We start from the raw sequence: 25,118 nt of genomic DNA, 5'->3' as shown, positions 1-25,118 counted from the left end.
ATCGGCCTGAATTTCGAGGTCTTGACCCTTTGCCGGTTTGCGCCTCCCATTCTCTGAATCCAGCGTCGCAGACGACCGCGCACCGCATGGCGGCGTACTACACTGAAACTTCCCCACAGCTCGCGCAGCAGACGGCTTCCCGGCACACCGCGCCTGCGCTGTCGCTCTGGTCATCCACCCGACCACCACCGAGCCGGTTGCTGCCTCGACAAGCAACACCCGTCAACGGTGGCCTTTTACAGGAAGGCACGTAATGGACGAAAGCAAACTCAATGACTTCATGGGCAAGCTGATTTCCGACATGGGCGGAGCAGCGATGCTCGCGAATATGATCCTTGGCGAGGAGCTCGGTCTATACCGGGCAATGGCCGACAGCCAGCCCGTCACTCCCGAAGCACTCGCCAGCAAGACCGGCTGCAATGCGCGCCTGCTCCGTGAATGGCTCAGCGCCCACGCGGCATCCGGCTACATGGAGCACAGCGACGGGCAGTTCCGTCTGCCAGAGGAGCAAGCCATGGCCTTGGCGATCGAGGATTCCCCGGTCTATGTGGCGGGCGGTGCCGTGGTGGTAGCGGCGTTGTTCCATGACAAGGACAAACTGGTCGCCGCCATGCGTGGCAATGGCGCCCTTTCCTGGGGCGATCACCATCCGTGCATGTTCAGCGGTACAGAGCGTTTCTTCAGGCCTGGCTATCGGGCGCATCTGGTAGCCGAGTGGCTGCCAGCGCTTACGGGAGTGGTCGACAAACTGGAAGCTGGCGCCAAGGTGGCGGATGTCGGCTGCGGGCATGGCGCGTCGACAGTGATCATGGCACAGGCCTACCCGGCATCGCGGTTTGTCGGCTTCGACTTTCATGCGCCGTCCATCAGTACCGCGACGCAACGCGCGGAGGAAGGTGGCGTGGCGGATCGCGCAAGCTTCGTCCAGGGTACAGCCAAGGACTACCCCGGCAATGATTACGACCTGATCTGCTACTTCGATTGCCTTCATGACATGGGGGATCCGGTAGGCGCTGCCCGACATGCCTATCAGTCGCTCAAACCGGACGGTACGGTGCTGCTGGTGGAGCCTTATGCCAACGACACGCTCGACGAGAACATGAACCCGGTAGGACGGCTGTTCTACGCGGCATCGACCTTTATCTGCACACCGAACTCGCTGTCTCAGGAGGTTGGTCTTGGTCTGGGTGCGCAGGCTGGCGAGAAGCGCCTGCGTGATGTTTTCACCGAAGCCGGGTTCACGCAGTTCCGCCGGGCGGCGGAAACTCCGTTCAACCTGATCCTCGAGGCACGCAAGTAACCGGGGTGATCCACACCTTGGGCATGGCGGCCAACTGCGTCAGGCGCCATGCCGGGGTGCCCCGGTCAATTCAGTGACTAGCGATCGTTCTTGATCGATGATTCGACGGCGTTGCTCAGACCTTTGGTGTTGTGCTCGCCTGGCGTAGTGCCAGCGACCGCAGCGGCCTTGGCCAAGCCTTTGGTATCAGAGTGCGCGGCTGCAGAAGTGGCCACACCATGACCATTGTCATCATTACGTACACTTCCGTAATGGTTGCCGTTGAGGCCTCTATTCCTGACGGATTTTTCAGCGTGGTCCTTACTGAGTTTCTTGCTGACGGCCTTTGGGGCATGGTCCTTGCTGACGGCCTTCCCGGCATGATCCTTACTTAGACCCTTGCTGACGGCCTTCCCGGCATGATCGCTACTCAGCCCCTTGCCCAGGCCGCCGCCCAATCCACCGGAATGACCACCGCCATTACCACCACTGTGGCCACCGCCATTACCACCACTGTGGCCACCGCCATTGCCGCCGCCGTGACCACCGCCATTACCGCCACCACCGCCACCGCCGCCACCACCACCGCCGCCACCGCCACCGCCTTCTTTGGCATAAGCAGATGAGATAGGTGATAGCTCACCGGGAAGCATGGATGCTCCTGTGAGCATCAAGGTGCATGCAGCAACGACCATCAAATTTTTCTTCTTAATAAACATGATGCCTCCCGGCGCTTCGATTCATCCCAGTGAGACAGGCATCTTGAAGTTAGGTTCTCGGCTCACGATGAATGGCAAATTGACACAGTCCATTCATGAACTTATGAATCAGCCATAATCTAATGACATGCGGGGGAATCTCCCCTTTTCAGAGGGATCTACGTCATGTCGAAAACTCGTCCGTTAATCGCTGTTTTGACCTGTATTGCGCTTGTCACGGGCTCGCCGGCTCTGCTTGCGGACCCAGGCAATGGAAAAGGCAACCCGCATAAGAGCGAGCATGGCAACAAAGGGAAAGGAAACTACGGGGATCATGGCCCGACTATCGATGTGGGCGGAGTCCGGGTCATCTTTGACGATAATCGAGAATACTGGGGTAGCGCGCAACCGCTTCCACCAGGCATTCAAAAAAACCTGGCGCGTGGCAAGCCTCTTCCACCCGGCATTGCCAAAAAGCTTGATGGCCGTATGGTTCAGCGTCTGCCCCACTATGATGGTTATGAGTGGGTCCAGGTCGGCACCGATGTGATCTTGATTGCCATTGCGACAGGCATAATCTACGAAGTGCTGCACGACGTTCTCGATTGACCGGCGACACGTCTTTCGAGCAGAAACTCCCCCTTTGCCGCTGACTAAGCAATCAGCGGCAAACCTTTATCTGTATATCCATACAGATAAAGGTTGCCCAAATCCACATCTCTGCGCATTCTGTGCACCTTCCAGATCCGTAAGAAATGATGGTGGCTATGCGGCTGTTCCTCTGTGAAAAACCTTCCCAGGCCAAAGATATCGCCGCCGTGCTCGGTGCCAACCGTCGCGGCGACGGCTGCTGGCTGGGGCCGAATGTCACAGTGACCTGGTGCATTGGCCACCTGCTGGAAACCGCACCGCCGGATGCCTACGACGCCCGTTACAAGCGCTGGGTGCTGACCGACCTGCCGATCGTCCCCGAGAAGTGGAAGATGCTGGTGAAGCCGAAAACTGCCAGTCAGTTCAAAGCCGTCAAACGCTTGCTCGGCGAGGCCCGGGAACTGGTCATCGCCACCGACGCCGACCGTGAGGGCGAGATGATTGCCCGCGAGCTGGTCGAGCATTGTCGCTATCGCGGACCGATTCAACGGCTCTGGCTTTCGGCCCTGGACGACGCATCGATACGCAAGGCATTGGCAGCGCTCAAGCCCGGCGCCGAGACCTTCAGCCTCTATCATTCGGCGCTCGGGCGTTCGCGCGCCGACTGGTTGATCGGGATGAACATGAGCCGACTGTTCACCCTGCTTGGGCGTCAGTCCGGCTATCAGGGTGTCCTTCCAGTGGGTCGTGTCCAAACGCCAACCCTGCGACTGGTAGTGGATCGCGACCGCAGCATTGCCGATTTCGTACCAGTCCCGTATTGGGCCATCGAGGTACAGCTGCTGCACGACGACAGCACTTTCACTGCCCAGTGGCGCGCGGCGCAAGACGCTTGCGACGAGCACGATCGTTGCTTGAACCAGGCGCTGGCCCAGCAAGCTGCAACGGCGATGCGCAACGCCACCAGCGCCCGGCTGATCAAGCTGCGTACCGAGCGTGTGCGCGAAGCCGCACCGCTGCCCTTCGATCTGGGCACGCTGCAGGAAGTGTGTTCGAAGAAGCTCGGGCTGGGCGCCCAGGAAACCCTGGATATTGCCCAGGCGCTGTACGAAACCCATAAAGTCATCACCTACCCGCGCAGCGATTGCGGCTATCTGCCGCTGAGCCAGCACAGTGAGGCGCCGAAGATACTGGCGGCTCTGGGGCGTGCCGATCCAGGTCTGAGCGATCTGTTCAAACACATCGAACCACAGCGCCGCTCGCGAGCCTGGAACGATGCCAAGGTCAGCGCCCACCACGGCATCATTCCGACTGGCGCAAACAAGGACCTCGAACGCCTGGCGGGCAAGCAACGCGCCGTCTACACCTTGATCCGCGCGCGCTATCTGGCGCAGTTTCTGCCCAACCACGAATACGATCGAACCCAGGCCGACTTCGACTGTGCCGGGCAGGCCTTGCGTGCGGTGGGCAAGCAGATTGTCGAGCCGGGCTGGAAGCGTGCACTCCCCGAAGCCCTGGCGCCCGCCAAAGGTCGCGAAGCGCCTGCCCCGCAAACCCTGCCGACGCTGCTCGAAGGCCGCGATTACGCGGTGGCCGGCGTGACGCTGAAGGACCTCTGGACCCAGCCGCCAAAACCTTTTACCGAGGGCGATCTGATCAAGGCGATGAAGAACGTCGCCAAACTGGTAGAAGATCCGCTGCTCAAGCAAAAACTCAAGGACACCACCGGTATCGGCACCGAGGCAACCCGTGCCGGAATCATTCAGGGACTGCTGGATCGAGGCTATCTGGTCAAACACGGCAAGGCATTGGCGGCGACCCCGGCAGCCTTCAGCCTGATCGATGCCGTTCCCCGAGCCATCGCCGATCCCGGCACCACGGCCATTTGGGAGCAAGCGCTGGACATGGTGCAGAGCGGCGAAATGAGCCTGGAGGAATTCGTTGCCAAACAGGCTGCCTGGATGAGCAAACAAGTGGGTCGCTGTGTCGGCCTGCGCCTGACCATCAGCGGCCCGGCAAGTCCGGCCGGTGCCGGTGCTGCCCCTTGGAAGAACAAGCGCAAGACCGCCAAGCGTAAGGCTGCGCCTGCGGCCAAGCGTGCGGCAAAACCGAGCAACAAGGCCTGAATCAGGCGGAAAAATATCAGGACTAGGCCTGGCCTGTGCTTTCGTGCGCATGCGCTACGGAGTGATCGCCGCCACGGCCGCACATGGGACTGCGATATTGCTCATCGCTGTGCCTGTGTGATCGATCTGCTTTTTCCTGGTGACACCTGTGAAGAATCCCGTTGCCTGATTTCAGGACCGCTCCACGGCTCAGCGGGGGGCAAGCCCCAATGCCAGTCAAATGTGGCGAGGGGGCTTGCCTCCGCTCGGCTGCGCAGCAGTCGTAGAACCTGCAAATGCGGTGTACCTGACGCAATGGGGTTGCAGATATTAGGGCCGCTGCGCGCCCCAGCGGGGGCAAGCCCCCTCGCCACAGGTTGTGTGTCCGACGCCATTTTTTTGCCACAGGCATTCCTCCAACCCCGGATCTACAGGCACGTCCAGCAATGACGAGCAGATTCAGCATGCCCCGCAATGACATTTTTATTTTCATAAATTTGATTTATGAAATAAAACGTGTCATTTATAGCCTCGCAACATCATCAGGAGCGATCCACCGCGCCAGATCGGATGGCATGCACCACCCCAACGCCCCATCCAAGGAGTCAACAATATGAACAAGACAGAACTTCTAGGTGCCCTGGCACTGTGCGCCGCAAGCTTGCTGGCCCACGCTGACGAAGACAGCCTGCGTATCGGTATCGAAGCCGCCTACCCGCCCTTCTCCTTCAAGACTCCGGAAGGCAACGTCAGCGGTTTCGACTACGACATCGGCAACGCTCTGTGCGAGGAAATGAAGGTCAAATGCCAATGGGTCATCCAGGAATTCGACGGCATGATCCCGTCGCTTAAAGTGCGCAAGATCGACGCCGTGCTGTCGTCGATGTCGATCACTGAAGATCGGATGAAGTCCGTCGACTTCAGCAAAAAGTACTACCACACGCCGGGCAAGTTCGCGATGAAGGCCGGCAACGTGCTCAACGACCCGTTGGTTGATCTCAAAGGCAAGAAAGTCGGCGTGCAACGCTCCTCGACCTACGACCGCTTCGCCACCGAACAACTTGAGAAAGCCGGGGTCCAGGTGGTGCGCTACTCCGCCCAGAATGAGGCCTTCCTTGACCTGGTCTCGGGTCGTCTGGACGCCACCCTCGCAGACATCGTCAACACCGATGAGAGTTTTATCAAAACGCCGGCGGGCCAGGGTTTCGCACTGGTAGGGCCAGACATCAACGACCCGAAATACTTCGGCCGAGGCGCCGGGATCGCCGTGCGTAAAGGCGATAGTGCGAACGCCGCGCGTCTGAGTGCTGCGATTGACGCGATCCGCGCCAATGGCAAGTACCAGCAAGTGATGGCCAAGTACTTCGCGTTCGATATCTACGGCCAATAAGCGCTTACCCGTAACCCCGGCGTCGGCCCAATGCAGGCGCCGCTTCTGGCTTGTCTCGCGCGCCTCACGGCGCTCGTTTGAGGAACTTCATCATGCTGCACGGCTACGGATCGAGCATTCTCGATGGCGCCTGGCTGACCATTAACCTGGCCCTGACCTCCATGACCATGGCCATTACCCTGGGTCTGATCGGCGCAGCCTTTCGTTTATCGCCCATCAAATGGCTGGCGATGCTCGGCGAAGGTTATACAACCCTGATTCGCGGCATCCCGGACCTGGTGTTGATCCTGCTGATCTTCTATGGCGGCCAGGATCTGGTGAACCGCATTGCCCTTGCGTTCGGTTACACCCATTACATCGACATCAATCCCTTTATCGCCGGTGTCTGCACCATGGGCTTCATTTTCGGCGCCTATCTCTCGGAAACCTTTCGCGGCGCCTTTATGGCGATCCCTAAAGGTCAGGGCGAGGCTGGCGCGGCCTACGGCATGAGTAGCGCGCAGGTGTTCTGGCGGATTCTGGTGCCGCAGATGATTCGTTTCGCCATTCCCGGGTTCACCAACAACTGGTTGGTGCTGACCAAATCTACCGCGCTGATTTCAGTGATTGGCTTGCAGGACATGATGTTCAAGGCCAAAAACGCAGCGGATGCGACCCATGAGCCGTTTACCTTTTTCCTCGCGGTGGCGGCGCTTTATCTGATGCTGACCAGCCTGTCGTTGCTGGTGCTGCGTTACCTGGAAAAACACTACTCGGTCGGCATCAAAGCCGCCGAACTGTGATTGGGAGCGAACCCATGATTCTCGACTACAACCTGATCTGGGAAAACCTGCCGCTGTATTTCAATGGCGCGTTGGTGACCCTGAAAGTGCTGCTGATTTCCCTGGCCTTTGGCCTGGTGCTGGCGATTCCGTTGGCGCTGATGCGGGTGTCCCGCTCGCCGCTGATCAATTTCCCGGCCTGGCTCTACACCTACGTGATTCGCGGCACGCCGATGCTGGTGCAGTTGTTCCTGATCTATTACGGCCTGGCGCAGTTCGAAGCGGTACGCCAAAGCGCGCTCTGGCCGTACCTGTCCAGCGCGACCTTTTGTGCCTGCCTGGCCTTCGCGATCAATACCAGTGCCTATAGCGCGGAACTCCTCGCCGGCAGTTTGAAGTCCACGGCCCACGGCGAGATCGAAGCCGCCAGGGCCATGGGCATGTCGCGCTTTACCCTGTACCGCCGCATTCTCCTGCCGTCGGCCTTGCGCCGGGCGCTGCCGCAGTACAGCAATGAAGTGCTGATGATGCTGCAAACCACCAGCCTGGCGTCGATCGTCACCCTGGTGGACATCACCGGAGCCGCGCGAACGGTCAGTGCACGGTTCTATCTGCCGTTCGAGGCGTTCATCACCGCCGGCCTCATCTACCTGGCCCTGACCTTCATCCTGGTTCGTCTGTTCAAGCTGGCCGAGCGCCGCTGGCTGGCGTATCTGGCACCGCGCAAGCACTAAGGAATTTTATGAAGCACATTCAATACCTGTTGCCGTGGAGTGCCTCGGGCACTGAACGACAGCTGTCGCTGTTTCGTTTTGGCAGCGGACCGCGCAAGGCCTATATCCAGGCCTCCCTGCATGCCGACGAATTGCCGGGCATGCGCGTCGCCGTTGAGCTCAAGCGCCGTCTACATGAACTGGAAGAACAAGGCCGCCTGACCGGGGTGATCGAGCTGGTGCCAATGGCCAATCCGATCGGCATCGCGCAGATGTTCCAGGCCACCCATCAGGGTCGCTTCGAATTTTCCAGCGGGAAGAACTTCAATCGCGACTTCCCGCAGCTGACCGAAGCCGTGGCGCGGCGACTGGAAGGTCAGCTGGGGGAAGATGCCAACGCCAACATCGCACTGATCCGTCGCGCCATGATCGATGCCCTCACCGACATGCCGGCACCAACATCGGAACTCGATGGCCTGCGTCGCTTACTGATGCAGCATGCCTGCGATGCCGATGTGGTGCTCGACCTGCACTGCGATTTCGAGTCGATCATGCTGCTTTACGCCATGCCGCAAAATTGGTCACGCCTGCGCTCGCTGGCCGCGCGCCTGAGCGCTGGCGCTGCTCTGCTGGCCGAGGGCGCGGGAGGCAACGCCTTCGATGAAGCCTGCGCGATCCCCTGGCTGCAACTGGCCGAGCGTTTCCCGAAGGCCAATATTCCACTGGCGTGTGTGGCCACCACCATTGAACTGCGCGGCATGGCCGACACCGAGCGCGAGCAATGCGCTGATAGCGCAGAGGCCATTCTCGGCTTCCTTGCCGAACAAGGCCTGATCAGCGGCGACTGGCCTGCGGCTCCACCAACCTGTTGTGAAGCGACGCCGTTCGCCGGTGCGCAGTACGCCTATGCACCGCACCCGGGGGTGGTGAGTTTTCTGCAACCGCTGGGTGCCCGGGTCAAGGTCGGTGATCCACTGTTCGAAGTGCTTGATCCGCTGACCGATCGCCACAGCGTGGTGCGCGCCAGTACCGACGGCGTCCTCTATGCCCGCGAACGCCTGCGCTTTGCCCAGCCCGGCTTGTGGCTGGCTAAGGTCGCCGGCAGTACCCCTATTCGCCAGGGTCGCTTGCTCAGCGACTGATTCAAGAGAGTGGAAACCATGTACAAACTCGAAATTCAGGATCTACACAAAAGCTACGGCACACACGAAGTGCTCAAGGGCGTGTCCCTGGAGGCGAAAGCCGGTGACGTGATCAGCATCATCGGCTCCAGTGGCTCTGGCAAAAGCACCTTCCTGCGTTGCATCAACCTGCTGGAGCAGCCCAATGCCGGCAATATCGTGCTCAATGGCGAACAACTCAAACTGACGACCAACAAACTCGGCGGGCTCAAGGCTGCCGAACCCAAGCAGCTACAACGCATGCGTTCGCGGCTGTCGATGGTGTTTCAGCACTTCAACCTCTGGTCGCACATGAGCGCCCTTGAAAACGTCATGGAAGCCCCGGTGCATGTGCAGGGCTTAGGCAAGAAAGCAGCCCGGGAAAAGGCCGAGTACTACCTGAACAAGGTCGGCGTCGCGCACCGTATGGATGCCTGGCCGGCGCATATGTCCGGCGGCGAACAGCAGCGTGTGGCGATTGCCCGTGCACTGGCCATGGAGCCGGAAGTGATGCTGTTCGATGAACCGACTTCGGCACTCGACCCCGAGCTGGTCGGCGAGGTGCTCAAAGTCATGCAGGACCTCGCCCTGGAAGGTCGCACCATGGTGGTCGTGACCCATGAAATGGGCTTTGCCCGCGAGGTATCGAACCAACTGGTGTTCCTTCACAAAGGCTTGGCCTGCGAGCGCGGCAACCCGCGCGACGTGCTGGTCAATCCACAGTCCGAACGCCTCCAGCAATTCCTGGCCGGCAGCTTGAAATAATCCTTCCCGCCCGCTCACCGTCCCTTGGTTCAGCGCTGCACACCAAGGGTCGGCTTCGGATACACTCCAGCCAAGTTATGCGGGGGTACCAGGCAAGCCCTAATGTCAGTCAGTTAAAAATAGGTAGCGCTGAGCGCAGAACCTGTGGGAGCGTGGCTTGCCCGCGAAGAACGATGACGCGCAATGCCTGAAAAACCGCGGTGTTCGCTTCGCGGGCAAGCCCGCTCCCACAGGATCTTCATCGCTCAAATCTGAACTGCCTGGCATTACAGCCAGCCCCTTCTCCAACCCTCAGGAAATGTCGAACCGGATATGCCGACCCCATCGAACAACACAACGGTCTATGCCGCACCGGTGATGCGCAAACTGGCGGAAATCGTTGCCGATTTGCAGCCGTCATTGCGCAAGGTGGCGGACTTCATCCTGCGTCATCCGCTGAGGGCCGCGACGCTGACCATCGAGGAGATGGCTCACGAAACGTCCACCTCACCCGCCGCGGTCAATCGCCTGGCCAAGGCCCTGAACCTGGGTGGCTACACCGGCATGAAAGCCGAGCTGGTGGCGACCTTGCAGCAAATGGTCTCGCCAGTCGACAAACTGCGCAACGAACTGGCGCATCGCTCCGGCGGAGCGTTTGGCCTGCATGAGCAAATCCAGAGCGCCAGCAGCAACCTCGCTACAGCAGGCACCAACAACCATGCCGACACCTTTGAAGCCTTCGTTAGCCGTCTGATCAAGGCCCGGAAAATTTATATCCTGGGCTTTGGTAACAGCGTCTACTTCGCCGGCCTCGCCGCCTCGACCCTGATGCCCTTCTGCGCCGACGCCACCGCCATCAGCATGGAGGGCGGCAACGAAAACGCCGCTTACCGCCTGGCCGCAATCACCGATCAGGACGTCCTGCTGGCGATCTCCCTGCCGCGCTATTCCCTCGACACCCTGCAACTCGCACGCTTCGCCAACGAACGTGGCGCCTCGGTGCTGGCCATCACCGACTCACCCGCCTCGCCACTGACCAGCATCGCCGAACACGTGCTATTTGCCCCCGCCGACCACCCGGTATTGACCAGCTCCAACATCGCCGTACTCGCCTTGATCGAAGGCCTGGTGGCGGGCGTAATGGCGCGCAATAAAGAAGCCGTGAAGCTGGCGACCGAACTGACCGAAAGTGTGATGTCTTACCTGCATGTGCCAGCCAGCAGTAAATCGCCGAAAAAGTGATGTCGCTCCTGGAGTAGCACCGACCCATGTTTGAGAACCGGCATCTTTGGAGGCACTGTTATGGGTAAGTGGATGGCCAAGCGCCCTCTTGCGCACCCTTCTATGCAGTGCCAGCGCTCTGTCACCTGAAAAACTGACAACTGGTATGTTCAAATGATGTTCTCTTCCCCCCGTAGGGAGACAGGGATCACATAGAAACCCCGGCAGGGCCAACCTCCGGGGTTTTGCTTTGCTTTCACCACTGTCACTGTCTTAACTGCGGTTCAACTCTTCGACCAGCACCTTGTTGAATCCAGCCGGGTCTTTGCGGCGCAGGACCTTTGCCTGCGGACTTCATCGGCGTTGAGTTTAAGCTTGCGTTGACATCACACTGCGCCATGGCACGCCCAGAGCTTTCCAGTCTTCCAGCCCGATCGGGTTGTCTTCCTCAGTAAGCGAATTTTACTTCTCGATACAACGATACAAACGTATCTTTGAAGCGGAGGGTTACAAGGCTCTCTGAACCTGCTAGCTCAATGACTTCAGTCTGTCTTTCGCCAGATCGATGTCACGTTTTCCCGTCTTTTGAGCGGTCTTCTTGAACGCGTGCAAATGGGAAGAGATCGTATGCACTGCGCAAAATGCGGATTTGAGAATCCCTCCGGGGCGAGCTTCTGTGAAGCGTGCAGCGCCAGGCTGTCTCGCAGCTGTCCGGGCTGTGGCCATAAGGTGGGCCTTGGCGCCAAATTCTGCAGTGAATGCGGCGCGCCGCTAACCGATGCGCCTGCTGCGCCATCACCGCGCCCCCGGCCTGCTTCAGGGCCTTCTCCAGCGCCCATTCATTACACGCCCCACTACCTTGCCGAGCGCATCCGCGCCGAACAGGCGGCCATGGAAGCCCGGGGCGAGACCGCCGGCGAACGCAAGACCATCACGGCGCTGTTTGCCGACATGGCCGGCTCCATGGCGCTGATCCACGACCTCGATCCGGAAGAGGCCCAGCGCCTGATCGAGCCTGTTGTTGCGATGATGATGGAAGCCGTCCACTACTACGAAGGCTACGTGGCCAAGTCGCTGGGCGATGGCATCCTCGCGCTGTTCGGCGCCCCCATCGCCCATGAGGACCATCCGCAGCGGGCGCTGTATGCGGCGCTGCGGATGCAGGAGGCGATACACCGACATGGCGACCGCATTCGTCTGGAGAAGGGCATTGCGCTGCAAATCCGCGTCGGCATCCACACCGGAGAGGTCGTCGTGCGTTCGATCCGCACGGACGATTTGCACACCGATTACGATCCGGTCGGGCACACGATCCACATTGCGTCCCGGATGGAGGGAATCGCCGCGCCATCGTCGATCCTGGTGAGCGAGTCCACCTACAAGCTGGCGGAGGGCTATTTCGAGTTCAAGGCTCTGGGGGCCACTCAGGTCAAAGGCATTCCCGAGCCGCTCGTCGTGTACGAGGTGCAGGGTCTCGGCGCGCTGCGCACGCGCCTGCAACTGGCGGCACATCGCGGGCTGGCCAGGTTCGTCGGCCGCCAGGTCGAGCTGGACCACCTGCATCAGGCGCTCGATCAGGCCAAAGCGGGCCACGGGCAGGTCGTCGCGGTGGCAGGCGAGGCCGGGGTCGGGAAGTCGCGGCTGTTCCATGAGTTCAAGGAACGCTCGCGGCGCGGCTGTCTGGTGCTGGAGACGTTCTCGGTGTCGCACGGCAAGGCCTTTGCCTGTTTTCCGCTCATCGAGCTGCTGAAAAGCTATTTTCAGATCACTGCCCTGGACGACGAGCGGCGGTGCCGGGAAAAGGTCATGGGCAAGACCCTGACGCTTGAGCGCAGCTTCGAGGAACTCGTGCCCTACCTGCTCTATCTGCTGGGTATTGGCGAACGCAATTCGGCGCTCGCGGAAATGGATCCGCAGATCCGGCGCGATCGCATCTTCGACGCGATTACTCAGCTTCTGGCGCGCGAGAGTCGCGATCAGCCGATCGAGCTGCTGTTCGAGGACCTGCAATGGCTGGACCGCGAGACCGAAGCATTCCTCGCGTACCTCATCGACCGCGTGGCGAGTGCTCCGATCCTGCTCCTGGTGAACTACCGGCCCGAGTATCAGCCTGTGTGGACGCACGCGGGCCATTGTAGCCAGCTGCGGCTCGAACCGCTGGGCCCGGCCGAAGCCCAGGGACTGCTCGGGGCCCTGCTTGGGGACGATCCGACCCTCGTCCCCCTCAAACAGCTCATCCTGGAGAAGACGGAGGGCAACCCTTTCTTCATGGAGGAAGTGGTCCAAACGCTGGTCGAGGAGAAATCGCTGCTCGGCGAACCCGGCCGTTACCGGATCGAGCAAACTCCGGCTGCGCTGCATATTCCCACCACCGTGCAGGGGGTACTCGCCGCCCGTATCGACCGGCTCCCCGTTGCGCAGAAGGAATTGCTGCAGACGCTCGCCGTCATCGGCAAGGAGTTTGTGTTCAGTCTGATCCAGCGCATCTATGATGGACGGGGCGCTCGGGTGGACGACGATTTGCGCGATCTGCTGGCCCGACTGGAGGTCGCGGAGTTCATTTACCAGCGGCCCGCATTTCCGGAGGTGGAGTATTCGTTCAAGCATGCGCTGACCCAGGAGGTCGCGGGCCACTCGCTACTCACGGAGCGGCGTAGCGCACTGCATGAACGCACGGCGCAGGCCATCGAGGCACTGTTCCCCACCCGCATCGCGGATTACTGCAGCGAACTGGCGCACCACTACAGGCTGAGCGGCAATGTCCCGAAGGCCGTGGAATACCTGCAGCGTACCGGGCAACAGGCCCTCCAGCATTGCGCCCATCTCGATGCGGTGCGGCACCTCGGCGCGGCGCTGGAATTGCTCGAGCATTTGCCCGACACGCCCGCGCGTGCTCATCAGGAGCTGACGTTGCTGCTCTGCCTGGGGCCGGCCTTGATGGCCGTGCGAGGCTATGGTGTGCCCGAGGTGGCGGCCACCTACACCCGTGCACTGGCGCTATGCGCGCAAGTAGGCGACGACGCGCTTTTCCCTGCGCTGCTGGGGCTGTTGACTTACTACGAGTTGCGTGCGCAATACTCAACGGCATGCGAACTGGCTGAACGATTGCTCAGTATTGCGCAAACTGCGCAGGATCCGGACTTGCTCGTGGAAGCCCATGCGGCACTCGGGGAGACATTGTTTTTCCAGGGGGATCTGCGCAATGCCCTTGAACACCAGGAGCAGGTGCGTGTCCTCTACAACCCGGACCGGCATCGCACACATGCCATTACGTACGGCATGGATCCGGACTACGCCCTGTCATATTCGGCCTGGAGTCTTTGGTACTTGGGTTTCCCCGATCAGGCAAGCACGCGCAGCCGGGATACCCTTGCTCTGGCCAAGGTTTCCCACCCGTTCAGCTTGGCCTTCACCCTGTCCGCTACGTCGATACTGGGACAGTTTCGGCACGACGTACAACTTGCCGAAGAGTGTGCTGATGCCGCCATCAAGCTTTCACTCGAACATGGGTTTCCGTTTTATTTGGCGTGGGGGACTATTCTCCAGGGTTGGGCTCGCGCCGAGCAGGGAAACCTGGACGAGGGTATCGCTCAGATAACCAAGGGTATCGCCACTTACCAGGCCGCCGGAGCAGAGCTTGGATGCTCTTACTTTCTGGCCCTGCTGGCCGCAGCTCACGGGCGCGCCGGGCAACCGCAGGCAGGATTGGCTGTCGTGACCGACGCTCTGGCGATGGTGAACAGAACAGGCGAGCACTTTTACGAAGCAGAACTGTACCGGCTCAAGGGAACGCTTAGCCTCCAATGTCCGGGCGAAGACAGCCAGGATTCTTCCGTGCAGCAGCAAGCGCAAGCATGCTTTCAAAAGGCGATCTCGGTCGCTCGACAACAAGGGGCAAAGTCACTCGAGCTACGAGCCACAGTGAGCCTTGCTCAGCTATGGGAAACACGCGACAAGGAGGCGGCCAGGCAGATGCTGGCCGACATCTATAGTTTCTTCACCGAAGGCTTCGACAGCGTTGATTTGCTACAAGCCAAGGCGCTGCTCGATGCATGGGCACCAAGCGGGGGGTGAACGATCGATGACGCATGGTGCTTATAGTAAGCTGCCTGAGCCTTCCGGAACGTTGATACCTCAGTCATGATCCACGCCCGCGCACTTGAGCATTTGCTTGCACCGCTCCGACAAGTGAAACACCCGCAGCTGCTTGCCAGCCTTGTCGTAGCGCTCACGCAGGGTCTTCAGCGCGGCGATGGCCGAGTAGTCGACGAAGCTCAGGTGGCGGCAATCGAGGGTCACTTGAGCGGGATCGTTGGCGGGATCGAACTGGCTGAGGAATGGCGCGGTTGACGCGAAAAACAACGTGCCATGCAGGCGGTAGAGCTTGCTGCCGTCGGTTTCCAGATGAGTGTCGGCGTACAGCTCACGCGCCTGCTGCCAGGCGAAGTTGAGCGCGGCAATGATGATCCCGCAGAGCACGGCGGTGGCCAGGTCGGTGAACACCGTGATGGTGGTCACGGCGACGATCACCAGCACATCGTTGAGCGGCACTTTGTTGATCACCCGCAGCGAGGCCCAGGCGAAGGTCTGCTGTGCTACCACGAACATCACCCCCACCAGCGCGGCCAGCGGAATGCGCTCGATCAGCGGCGAAAGAAACAGCACGAACAGCAGAACCATCACCCCGGCGACCACACCGGATAGCCGGCCACGGCCACCGGAACTGAGGTTGATCATGGTCTGACCGATCATGGCGCAGCCGCCCATGCCGCCGAACACTCCGCTGACCATGTTCGCCGCCCCCAGCGCCACACACTCGCGATCCGGGTAGCCACGGCTCTCGGTGATCTCGTCGGTCAGGTTCAGCGTCAGCAGGGTTTCCAGCAACCCGACCAGGGCCATCAATATCGCGTAAGGCGCCACGATGCGCAGGGTTTCCAGGTTCCACGGAATGTCCGGCAGAGCGAAACCCGGCAAGCCGCCGGCAATGTGCGCCATGTCACCCAGTGTGCGGGTCGGCAGGCCGAGCAAGTACACCGCCAACCCGACGCCGAGGATAGCCACCAACGCCGGCGGCACGGCACGGGTCAGGCGCGGCAGCAGGTAGACGATGGCCATCGTCAGCGCCACCAAGCCGCTCATCAGGTACAGCGCCGTGCCACTGAGCCAGGTTTCACCGCTCTTGAAGTGCTCCAACTGGGCCAGTGCAATGATGATCGCCAGGCCATTGACGAAGCCGAGCATTACCGGGTACGGCACCATGCGCACCAGTTTTCCCAGCCGCAGCAGCCCGAACGCCATCATGATCAGCCCACCCAGCAGCACGGTTGCCAGCAAGTACTGCACGCCGTGCTGCACCACCAGCGCGACGATCACCACGGCCATCGATCCGGCGGCGCCGGACACCATGCCCGGCCGACCGCCGAACAGGGCAGTCAAGGTGCAGATGATAAAAGCGCCATAAAGTCCCATCAACGGATTGAGATGGGCCACCAGGGCGAAGGCGATGCATTCGGGCAGCAAGGCGAAGGATGTGGTGAGCCCGGCCAGGGCATCGGCGCGCAGACGTTGTGGTTTCATGGCTTACCTGAAATGCAGACCGGCGAAATCGGCCGCAGGGAGTCGCGGGAAAAGAGGGTTGCGGATGTTACGGAATTGAAGGCGGCACGGCCAGTGACTGGATGGCGACTCAGCGCTGACAGACTCGACCGGGCCCTCAGCGCGCAGATTGAACGGGGCTATTTCAACCTTGGGATCAGCCCCCGCTTCAAATCGAGGCAATAGGTGTAATAACCCGTATCCCGCACATAGCCCAATGACTCATACAAGCGCTGCGCACCGTGATTGTCGGTCGCCGTTTCCAGCACCAGCCCCTTGGCACCGGTGGACAGCGCAAAAGCTCGGGCGGTGTTCATCAGCAACGTCCCTACCCCTCGCCCCCTCGCGGCGGGCGTGGTGAAGAGGTCGTTGAGCAGCCAGGTGCGGTGGGCGTCGATGGAGGAAAACGTCGGGTACAACTGGACGAAACCCAGCGCGGCGCCGCCGGCGTCCAGGGCCAGGAAGATCGCTGACTCATCCTGGGCAATGCGCTCGGCGATGAAGTCCCGGGACTGCTGCAGGTTCGAGGGCTGGCCGTAGAAAATTCGGTAGGCGTCGAAGAGACTGGCGACCTGGTCGAGGTGGCTTGCGTCGGTGTCGCCATAGGCGCAGCAATCGCGTCCAGTTCCTTAATAACGTCGTTTCGACGTGTAATTTTATCGATAGTCACACAGTACACTGCGCGAAGGAAGTGTCATTTATTTAGTTCATGAATAAGCTCCGCTTGAGCTTTTGGACAAGTAAGTGCGCTGTAACGTGTGGTACGCGAAATTTTGCGATCTTGAAAGCGATGATAGACCGGCTGGAATACAGCTCGGTTTAAATCAGGGTGCTCTTGCTCTAAATAGCGCTCGCAGCAGATGTCGTAATCTTCACGCGCGATGAACTTGTGGCACCAGAAATAGTAGAAGTAGCCCAGCAGGAAGCCCAAGCTGAAGTCGTGATCGATCACGGAGTGCGCGCAGCATTCAAAGTCGATCAGCCGCAGCCGACCATCGGGGGCGATCAGAATGTTCTTGGGGTGCGGGTCCATATGCACGAAACCCTCGACAAGCATCTGACCAAACAGTTTGAAGACTTCCAGAAGCAGCGTTTTAGCCTGTTCGGGATGGGAGCGCAGACGATCATCTACACTGCAATGGTTCTCATAAAAACCGACGAGCAAATATTCATCTTTGAGGAACGGAAACTGTCCCTTGTAGCCAAAAGCGGCCACTCTTGGTGTGAATTCTGACTTATCGGCTACCGTGGACAAGTTGATAAATTCATTGGTCAGGTCATGCAGTCCAAAGACCCGTTTTAGACCCAGGAAATTCGTTAATTGCTTTTTCCAGTGTGTCAGGCGGTTGTGCTTCAACACCCATTTGCTCTGCCCTTCCAGCAGGAATACGCCCCGAGTTTCTTCGGGAATATCGAGCATGGCATGCTGATCCGGTGCAGCAAAAAAACCTTCTATCAATGTGACCAATTCACCCTGATGTGATGAATCAAAATGAAAAGTCACCCCAGCTATTTTCTGCTGACTCATTTTCGACGTAAGGTATTTCAGGTGACGCATTTTTTACTCCTATCGAACTTCGGATCCAAAAATGGCGTCCCTCTACTGACCCGGCCCCGCTTTTGAGGGCAGGGCTTGGGGTGTATCCGGGCGGGTTTTCCGCCCGTCGGATTTCGGGGTTGACGCATGATAGCGGCGGCGCTGAAGAGCGGCACTAAACATCATGTCATCATCCGCCTTGCAGCCGCTCAACTGCCCGCTAAGCTTACTAAAGGCCTGTGAAAAGGCCCGGACATCCTGAGGGAGGCTTGGCAACCAGCCCAAACCAGAAGCCCGAAGTAAGGGGCACTACTGGACTCACTGAAACGGACGGAACAGGAGCATCACATGTTCACTCCCGGTCACCTTCATCGCTCCAATACTCCCGGCAATCCCGGAATACCGGAATACAACATCGACGTCTTCTATGAAGTTCGTCGCGACCCCAAGGAAGGAATGCTGATGCACTTCAAGATGGTCGGACAGGTATCAGGCCGAGAGTTCATCGAAGAATTCGATATGCACCGCGACACTGCCTTCAACTTTGCCAGCCGGGTGGCCAAGGCCGCGGTCAAGCATGGGGTGCCCGCCAATGCCAGTCTCATCATGCGTGGTCACGCTGAATACGACGTTATGTTCGAGGATATTCGCGACAAGCTCGGCGTCCAGCCGGGCGATCCGGTAAACATGGATAACGTTGATAAAGACCGTCGCTGAGTGGCTCCGATGCCGCTCAGCGATCCTCGTCCTCCAGACTCGCCCAATCCACCGGATGAATCACGAGATAGCTGTCGACGGCATCGCCAATTGTTGGAAAGAACGCCGTTTCGCCAAGCCGCGCGAAAAGCCCGAATCGCTTCAGCTTGTCCTTGACCGGGTCCTTCATCTCGGCCACGCACAACTTGATGCCCGCCGCGTGCAAGGTTTCGTCCAGCTCAGCCAACATGTCGGCAGAGGTCACGTCCACACTGGTGACGGGTTCCGCCGCAACGACCAACCAGCGCACTGGCGTTGGCGATGCAGCCACTGCGTCCAGCACTCGGTCATGGAACAACTCGCCGTTGGCGAAAAACAAGGGCGCATCCCAGCGAAACAGGACCAGGCCGGGTATAAGGCGCGCGTCGGGATAACGCGTGATGTCGTGGTAACCCTTGACGCCTTCCGCGCGCCCCAGTATGGCGGAATACGGCCGCCAGCCATCCCACAGGAATTCGATGACGGCTATCACGATGGCCAGCCCGATGCCCTCAATCGCGCCCAGCACGGCCACGCCGACGGTGCAAACGATCGACAGCCAGAACTCCCAACGCTGAATTCGATAAATTCGTCGCAGGTCAGTGACCTCAATCAGGCCGATAGCCGATGCGATCACCACCGCAGCCAGTGCGCTGGTGGGTAAATCCTCCAACAGGTCCGGCGCCACCACCAGCAGTATGGCAACGGAAAGCGCGCCGATGACTCCGGTCAGCTGGGTTTTGGCACCTGCGGCCTCGGCCACGGGCGTACGTGACGAACTGCTGCTGATCGCAAAGCCCTGAAAAAATCCGCCGGCCAGGTTGGCAACACCGAGCCCCACCATTTCCTGATTCGGGTCGACATAGGTATGGGTCCGCGCCGCATAGACACGAGAGAGCACGCTGGTGTCAGCGAACGAGACAAGGGCGACGGCGCAACCGCCGATGAGGACGGGGACAATATCGGCGCGGGTGATCCAAGGGATGGCGAACGCAGGCAAACCTTGTGGAAGAGAGCCGAGGACCGACACACCAGCGCGCGCGGCAAGGTCCAGCACACCAACGGCGACGGTCGCTCCTGCCACGGCGATCAGAATGCTCGGCACGCGCTTGTTGCCCTTGAGCAGCAGGATCACCGCCAGGGTGGCTGCGCCAACCATGAACGTGGTCCAGTTGGTTTTCCCATCCATCACTGCTGTGGCGATGGCCCATATGTTTCTCAGCGGGCCGTCGGACTCAATCGAAAAGCCGAAAAACTTGGGCAGTTGGCTGATCAATACCGTCAGTGCGATCCCGTTCATGTACCCGTAGCGGATCGGTTTGGAAAGAAGCTCCGTGACGAAACCCAGGCGCGCGATGCCCGCCAGGATGCATACCGCCCCCGACACGATCGCCATCATCCCCGCAAGGGCGACTGCACGATGCGGGTCGCCGCCAGACAGTGGCAGGACGACAGCGAGGATGACGGCAGCCAGCGAGGAATCCGGCCCCAGCACCAGAATCCGGCTGGGTCCGAACAGCGCATAGGCGAGCAGCGGAACGATGGTCGCGTAGAGACCATAGATGCCGGGTACGCCCGATGCCACCGCGTAGGCGATGCCGACGGGCACCAGCATCGTGGTCAGCACCAGTCCGGCCACCAGGTCGTGCCGCAACCAGGCCATTTGGTATCCGCGCAGCGTACGCAGTCCCGGCAGCCAGCGGCTCCAGCCGGCCTTATCGTCGCCAGTATCCCGACGTGCAATCCGGCCCGGTTCCGGGACGGGAGGCGAAGAATCCGAATTGCTCATAGGACTGTGGTCCTTTGGTGTACAGCACAGATTCGCTTAAACGTGCCGGTCAGAATTTTTCTGGAATTCGCCGGAACGGATAATCCGGTTCACGATAGCCGCCTGGTTTCTGCCGCTTGGGCAAAATCACCTTCTCGCGCGGTACATTCTTGTAGGGAATGCGGCTGAGCACATCAGAGATGATGTTGAGCCGTGCCCGCCGCTTGTCGTTCGAGTTGGCCACAAGCCACGGAGCATGTTCGGTGTCAGTCATCTTGAACATGTCGTCACGTGCGCGCGAGTAGTCATACCAGCGGCTGTATGACTTCAGATCCATCGGGCTTAGCTTCCAGATTTTGCGGCCATCCTTGATCCGCGCCTCGAGCCGGCGGGTCTGCTCCTCTTGACTGACTTCCAACCAGTATTTGAGGAGAATAACTCCCGAGTCGACGATCGCACGCTCCACGTGGGGGACTGCCTTCAGGAAACCGGCAACCTGCTCTTCGCTGCAGAACCCCATCACACGCTCGACCCCCGAGCGGTTGTACCAACTGCGATCGAAGATCACCACCTCACCAGCAGCGGGCAGGTGCGGCAGGTAGCGCTGCACATACATCTGGCTCTTCTCGCGCTCGGTCGGTGCAGGTAGCGCCACCACCCGAAAGACCCGCGGGCTCACCCGTTCGGTGAGCGCCTTGATCGTCCCGCCCTTGCCGGCACCGTCGCGCCCCTCGAAGACGATACAGACCTTGATGCCCTTTTGTTTCACCCACTCCTGCAACTTGACCAGTTCGACATGCAGTCGGCGCAACTGATCAAGATAGTCTTTGTTCGTCAGTTTCAAACTTTCAGCGGAATTACTCTCAGGGGCTTTCTTCTTGTCCTTTGCCATGACCAAGACCTCACAAATGCCAGTCGCTGACTACCGATAGATAGACCCAGCAGGTTCAGCTATCAGCGTGCAGATCGCGCATTGCTTCGAGCAAAACTGGCGTCAGTCGTGGACGGCCCCTCTGCTCTTGACGTTTAACTCCATTACTAACCGCGTGAGTCTAGTCCACGATCCATCATCCGCCGAGTGCGATGATCGCGGTGATCAGCACAGCGCCGGTGACTGCCAACGCAATTGCGCCTTGCCACGGTTTTGCGCCCGCGTATCGCGCAAGCAGCCAACCGGCGATGAATAGCACTCCGAGTCCGACCAGGTTAGACACGCGTATTGCCAGCTCCGTCTGGTCGAGCAACAGGAACGGCACCACGAGCGGGAATGTCGAAGACACTACCAACAGGAAAACGCCGAGTGCGCCCTTGAAATCATCCCAACCGAGGCGCGGCTTTACCGACCTGTCCGGGTACTCGACCAAGCGGCGGCGCAGCAATTCCAGCCCATCGGTGCCGGCCGCCGCCGCGAGACCCGGCGGTAACGCTTTAGCAATGAGCGCCTGCCCGGTAGCGGCGTCCGCCCCGCCGCACAGGCTTGCAAGTAGCGTGCGGTTGCGCGTGCGCTCGGTCAGGGTTCGCAGTAAATACATCATCGCGTCCGCGAGTCCCCAGGCGAGGTTGCAGCCGAGCGCGGCGATCATCATCGTACGTTCCGCCTCCTGACCAGCCGTCGCCACGCTGATCGTTCCGGTGAAGGTCATCGCCATGAGCAGGCCGAAGATGACCTCCGTGACACGCTCGACCGGATTGAGCACAGGTGCCCGCTTTTGCTCTCCAGTGTTTTGCATGCATCTTTCCTCGCCGGGTCCGCGCCGGGGTCAGTGGGCGACCAGGGTCGTACGTTACCGACCGACCCCATACAGACCGTTTCTCACCCCCACTTTTGCCCGAGCGCTTCCAGACCGGCCTTTTGCAGATCCTGCGGGCTCATGACAATACGGAACTTGCAGGTGGCATTGAAGTTGAGAAAAAAGGGTTCCGCAAAAGTCGGGACGTCGGATGGCTCTTGTACGTCGACCAGGAAGACCGCACCGCGCTTTCCATCCTGCTCGGTAAAGTACGCAGCCTCCGGCTTGATGCTTTCCAGGATACGCTCGACCACCTCACCCACCTTCCCGGCTCTGACGAGGGTGTTGAAGGGTTCATTAGGGCATTCGACCATCAGTAACATCTTCATCGTTCAATCCTCTGTTCAACTTGCCGCGCTGTAGCCAGACCTTTGCCTCTGGCGCTCTTGCCGCCTGACATGCGTTCAACAGTCCCCGGCGGTTCGTGTCGTTAAGAATAGCGAAGCGTGCGCCAACCCTCGTGCAGGGTTACGGGCGGTCATGAGGCATGCAAAGCGGTCAATAACGAGGTGCCGCAAACCGGGTCATAAACGCCCGAACCGCTGCCTGTACTCCAGGGGCGTCAGCTTCGTAAGTTCCTTGAACATGCGCCGCATGTTCGAATCGCTGCTGAATCCCAATTCGGCGCAGATAGCGCTGACCGACGATGAGGTGAGAATCAGACGTTCGCTGGCCTGATTCAATTTGATGCGGCGCGCATAGGTGGCAATCGAAGTCCCGGTGGTGTCCATCACCTTGCGCGCGAGGGTGCGTTGAGCCATGCCGAGTCGTTCAGCCAACCGCTGCACCGTGATCTCTTGTGCCGGCAATTGCTCGACCAGCCCATGCAACTTGCGCAACAACACAGAGGACTGCTCGATCATGCTCATGGCTTGAAAGATGCCATGGGTCTGCACGGGACGCGGGAGCACCATCAACTTGATCAGTTGATGCAACGCGTCCGGGCTGACATAGCGCTCTACCAAGGCCTGGGCAATGGGCTGGTGGCCATTTACGCCAGATGCCGTGGCGGTACGTTCGTTGACAATGCAGTTCTGCTCGGTCTGCCATTTCACCTTTTTATAACGCTGGGCCATCGTCTCTGCCAGCCACCAGGTCACGGTCGCAGACTGTCCGTTGAGCCCACCGCTCGCCGCCAAAAGACTTACGCCACTGCAATAACTCCAGAGCATCGACGTGTTGGCGCGCGTCGCCAACGCCGATATCAGGGCTGCACTTTCGCCGATCATCGCCTCGACCTGCGATGCCGATTCAGCCCAGAAGCCGGGTACCAGAATCGCGTCCAGATCAGCATGCTCAAGCGTTTCGCTCACTTGCAACGAGACGCCTTGAGCGCACTCGACCAACCCTGTCTGCAATGCGACAAAGCGAGTTTCAAAAAGCGTACGGCCCACTTGCCGGTTGGCTGCGTTAAGCAAGTCTGAAAATGCAAACAACCCTGCCGGCATGCAGCGCGGAAAAAGCAGCAAGCCGATTCGAAGTATTTTGCTCATGGCATAAAATGAACTGATTATGTCTGAATGTGCCATTCTCCGCCGTTGAACGTAAAGACACAATCAAGCCTCTTCCAAGAGGCTATGCCATGCACATCCATCAACTTCGCAACGCGACCATCATTGTCGAATTCGGACCCCATCGAATTCTGATCGATCCTATGCTCGCGCCTAAAAACAGACTGCCGCCCTTGCGTATCTTCCGCGCAAGACAACGTAACCCCCTTGTCGAGTTGCCGGCATCCGCGGAGCAAGCGCTCGAATCGGTCACCCATTGCTTGATCACCCACTGCCAGAAAGGCCATTTCGACCATCTCGATCGAGCCGCGAAAAAGTGGTTACGAGAGACCCAAATCCCGGTGATCTGCACGCCACACGATGCCGGCTATCTGACCGAGCGCGGCTTGAACGTCCAACCCTTGCCGCACAATCATGAGCAACCGAATCCATTTTTCGGCGGCCAGATCCGAACCGTCCGTTGCACCCATGGACGTGGGCTGATGGGCAAACTGATGGAACATGGTGTTGGATATCTGATCGAAATACCGGACGAACCCAGTCTCTACCTCGCCGGGGATACGGTATTTTCGTCAACTGTCAGGGAGTTCGTGGCGCGGCATCGGCCACACCTATGCGTGATTCCTGCCGGCGGTGCCCGACTCGATCTGGGAGGCGACATCATCATGGGCATCGATGAAGCGCTCGAGTTCACCAAACTGGCGTCGGGCCTGGTAATCGCCAACCATCTGGAAGCACTCAGCCATTGCCCTGTGACCCGCACTACGTTGGCCGATGCGGCACGGCAAGCAGGTATTGATTCACGCTTGTGCATTCCGGCAGATGGCGAGCGATTGAACTTCACGCTTTCCGACTGTGAGGCGCAAAGGCCTGTGTTCATGGACCCTGGTGAAAAGCGAGCACGTGCTTGATGCAAAAAAAATCCAATGTGGGAGCGACGGTGCGGCGATCCGACCTGCTCGCGATGCGCCGGGGTCGCGCTCGACCGACTCGGTCTGTCTGTAACACCGAGGTGATGCCATCGCGAGCAGGCTCGCTCCCACACTCGATCTGTGAAACTAAGCCCCAATAGGCAAAGGCGATCATGGTTGGCTATGATTGGAATCCATGACGCCCTCTCTCCAGATCCGCCAGCCCTGTCCACCCGGTGCCTGCAATTGCGGGCGTGAGCGCTTGCTGGACACACCCGGCACCGATCTGCGCATCCTGAGCCTGTCCCGCCCGGAGGAAAAGCGCCTGCTCGACCGACTGGAAAATATTCAGAGTTTGACCGACCTCGAGCATATGCAACGCCGGATGTACGAGCAGTTGGGCATCCGCCTGGAAATCGCCCCAAGCTTCAACGAAGTGCGAACCATGCGCGGCATCAGTATTCAGATCGACGAACTGCCCGGACTGTGTCGTAAAACCCGCCAGTCGATCCCGGCAGCGATTCGCCGTGGATTGGAGAAGCGCCCGGAGATCGCCTACAAGCTGCTTGATGCCCACGACCTCTTGCGCGATGCCTGAGGTGCACC

Annotated in this window: 21 protein-coding genes and 3 pseudogenes; 15 read left to right on the top strand and 9 right to left on the bottom strand. The window is 59.7% G+C overall.

The features are described from left to right. The first annotated feature begins 253 nt into the window (after positions 1 to 253). Positions 254 to 1,300: a class I SAM-dependent methyltransferase gene (locus tag AC3I0A_RS11670; RefSeq protein ID WP_489377936.1), complete on the top strand. Its 1,047-nt coding sequence runs from the start codon at positions 254 to 256 to the stop codon at positions 1,298 to 1,300. Positions 1,301 to 1,377: 77 nt separating this feature from the next. Here AC3I0A_RS11670 and AC3I0A_RS11665 read toward each other — a convergent pair whose 3' ends face one another. Continuing rightward, positions 1,378 to 1,998, bottom strand: a complete 621-nt coding sequence (locus AC3I0A_RS11665; protein WP_489377935.1) for a hypothetical protein — start codon at positions 1,996 to 1,998, stop codon at positions 1,378 to 1,380. Between the two features lie 165 nt (positions 1,999 to 2,163). Here AC3I0A_RS11665 and AC3I0A_RS11660 point away from each other — a divergent pair, with 165 nt between their 5' ends. The 11 genes and pseudogenes from AC3I0A_RS11660 to AC3I0A_RS11610 all read left to right on the top strand — a co-directional run bounded on the left by AC3I0A_RS11660 (position 2,164) and on the right by AC3I0A_RS11610 (position 14,736). Further along, positions 2,164 to 2,586 (top strand): anti-virulence regulator CigR family protein, encoded by a 423-nt coding sequence (locus AC3I0A_RS11660; RefSeq protein ID WP_489377934.1) that lies wholly within the window; start codon positions 2,164 to 2,166, stop codon positions 2,584 to 2,586. A gap of 158 nt (positions 2,587 to 2,744) precedes the next feature. Further along, entirely contained in the window at positions 2,745 to 4,694 is a 1,950-nt protein-coding gene (locus tag AC3I0A_RS11655) for a DNA topoisomerase III (RefSeq protein ID WP_489377932.1), read from the top strand. Positions 4,695 to 4,719: 25 nt separating this feature from the next. After that, a pseudogene (locus tag AC3I0A_RS11650) lies at positions 4,720 to 4,815 on the top strand (CPBP family intramembrane glutamate endopeptidase); the annotation flags it as partial. A gap of 471 nt (positions 4,816 to 5,286) precedes the next feature. Further along, positions 5,287 to 6,063 carry an ABC transporter substrate-binding protein gene (locus AC3I0A_RS11645; RefSeq protein ID WP_489377931.1) on the top strand — a complete coding sequence of 259 codons (777 nt, stop codon included), beginning with the start codon at positions 5,287 to 5,289 and terminating at the stop codon, positions 6,061 to 6,063. Between the two features lie 92 nt (positions 6,064 to 6,155). Further along, on the top strand, positions 6,156 to 6,845 hold the full coding sequence (locus AC3I0A_RS11640) for an ABC transporter permease (RefSeq protein WP_489377930.1): 690 nt from the start codon (positions 6,156 to 6,158) through the stop codon (positions 6,843 to 6,845). A gap of 14 nt (positions 6,846 to 6,859) precedes the next feature. Further along, a complete protein-coding gene (locus tag AC3I0A_RS11635; protein WP_489377929.1) occupies positions 6,860 to 7,558 on the top strand; it encodes an ABC transporter permease in 699 nt (232 codons plus the stop codon). An 8-nt stretch (positions 7,559 to 7,566) separates the two neighbouring features. Beyond that, entirely contained in the window at positions 7,567 to 8,679 is a 1,113-nt protein-coding gene (locus AC3I0A_RS11630; protein ID WP_489377928.1) for a succinylglutamate desuccinylase/aspartoacylase family protein, read from the top strand. Positions 8,680 to 8,697: 18 nt separating this feature from the next. Further along, positions 8,698 to 9,462, top strand: a complete 765-nt coding sequence (locus tag AC3I0A_RS11625) for an ABC transporter ATP-binding protein (RefSeq protein ID WP_489377926.1) — start codon at positions 8,698 to 8,700, stop codon at positions 9,460 to 9,462. A gap of 312 nt (positions 9,463 to 9,774) precedes the next feature. Next, entirely contained in the window at positions 9,775 to 10,683 is a 909-nt protein-coding gene (locus AC3I0A_RS11620) for a MurR/RpiR family transcriptional regulator (RefSeq protein WP_489377925.1), read from the top strand. A gap of 591 nt (positions 10,684 to 11,274) precedes the next feature. Next, positions 11,275 to 11,406, top strand: a pseudogene (locus tag AC3I0A_RS11615) (double zinc ribbon domain-containing protein); the annotation flags it as partial. A gap of 147 nt (positions 11,407 to 11,553) precedes the next feature. Then, entirely contained in the window at positions 11,554 to 14,736 is a 3,183-nt protein-coding gene (locus AC3I0A_RS11610; RefSeq protein ID WP_489378483.1) for an adenylate/guanylate cyclase domain-containing protein, read from the top strand. Between the two features lie 60 nt (positions 14,737 to 14,796). Here the strand turns inward: AC3I0A_RS11610 and AC3I0A_RS11605 are convergent, their stop codons facing one another. From AC3I0A_RS11605 to AC3I0A_RS11595, 3 genes and pseudogenes are all read right to left on the bottom strand, one after another. Further along, entirely contained in the window at positions 14,797 to 16,242 is a 1,446-nt protein-coding gene (locus AC3I0A_RS11605; RefSeq protein WP_489377924.1) for a SulP family inorganic anion transporter, read from the bottom strand. Between the two features lie 158 nt (positions 16,243 to 16,400). Then, positions 16,401 to 16,853, bottom strand: a pseudogene (locus tag AC3I0A_RS11600) (GNAT family N-acetyltransferase); the annotation flags it as partial. Between the two features lie 101 nt (positions 16,854 to 16,954). Beyond that, complete coding sequence (locus tag AC3I0A_RS11595; protein ID WP_489377923.1) at positions 16,955 to 17,818, bottom strand: phosphotransferase; 864 nt, start codon at positions 17,816 to 17,818, stop codon at positions 16,955 to 16,957. 327 nt (positions 17,819 to 18,145) lie between these two features. Here AC3I0A_RS11595 and AC3I0A_RS11590 point away from each other — a divergent pair, with 327 nt between their 5' ends. Next, on the top strand, positions 18,146 to 18,514 hold the full coding sequence (locus AC3I0A_RS11590) for a DUF5064 family protein (RefSeq protein ID WP_489377922.1): 369 nt from the start codon (positions 18,146 to 18,148) through the stop codon (positions 18,512 to 18,514). Between the two features lie 16 nt (positions 18,515 to 18,530). Here AC3I0A_RS11590 and AC3I0A_RS11585 read toward each other — a convergent pair whose 3' ends face one another. The 5 genes from AC3I0A_RS11585 to AC3I0A_RS11565 all read right to left on the bottom strand — a co-directional run bounded on the left by AC3I0A_RS11585 (position 18,531) and on the right by AC3I0A_RS11565 (position 23,646). After that, entirely contained in the window at positions 18,531 to 20,321 is a 1,791-nt protein-coding gene (locus tag AC3I0A_RS11585) for a SulP family inorganic anion transporter (RefSeq protein ID WP_489377920.1), read from the bottom strand. Between the two features lie 49 nt (positions 20,322 to 20,370). Further along, complete coding sequence (ppk2, locus tag AC3I0A_RS11580; RefSeq protein WP_489377919.1) at positions 20,371 to 21,192, bottom strand: polyphosphate kinase 2; 822 nt, start codon at positions 21,190 to 21,192, stop codon at positions 20,371 to 20,373. 175 nt (positions 21,193 to 21,367) lie between these two features. Next, positions 21,368 to 22,030: a hypothetical protein gene (locus tag AC3I0A_RS11575; protein ID WP_489377917.1), complete on the bottom strand. Its 663-nt coding sequence runs from the start codon at positions 22,028 to 22,030 to the stop codon at positions 21,368 to 21,370. A gap of 83 nt (positions 22,031 to 22,113) precedes the next feature. Beyond that, positions 22,114 to 22,419, bottom strand: coding sequence for a panthothenate synthetase (locus AC3I0A_RS11570; RefSeq protein ID WP_489377916.1), 306 nt, complete (start codon positions 22,417 to 22,419; stop codon positions 22,114 to 22,116). A gap of 195 nt (positions 22,420 to 22,614) precedes the next feature. Continuing rightward, positions 22,615 to 23,646, bottom strand: coding sequence for a GlxA family transcriptional regulator (locus AC3I0A_RS11565; protein ID WP_489377915.1), 1,032 nt, complete (start codon positions 23,644 to 23,646; stop codon positions 22,615 to 22,617). 26 nt (positions 23,647 to 23,672) lie between these two features. On the opposite strand from AC3I0A_RS11565, the gene AC3I0A_RS11560 reads away from it, so the two are divergent. After that, complete coding sequence (locus tag AC3I0A_RS11560) at positions 23,673 to 24,512, top strand: MBL fold metallo-hydrolase (RefSeq protein WP_489377914.1); 840 nt, start codon at positions 23,673 to 23,675, stop codon at positions 24,510 to 24,512. Between the two features lie 196 nt (positions 24,513 to 24,708). Beyond that, a complete protein-coding gene (locus tag AC3I0A_RS11555) occupies positions 24,709 to 25,110 on the top strand; it encodes a hypothetical protein (RefSeq protein WP_489377913.1) in 402 nt (133 codons plus the stop codon). Positions 25,111 to 25,118 lie beyond the last annotated feature (8 nt).

It is taken from the genome of Pseudomonas sp. KH_024_B2, from assembly GCF_057839965.1.
The sequence above is the reverse complement of the archived record's forward strand: the minus strand, read 5'-3'. Positions and strand labels throughout refer to the sequence as shown.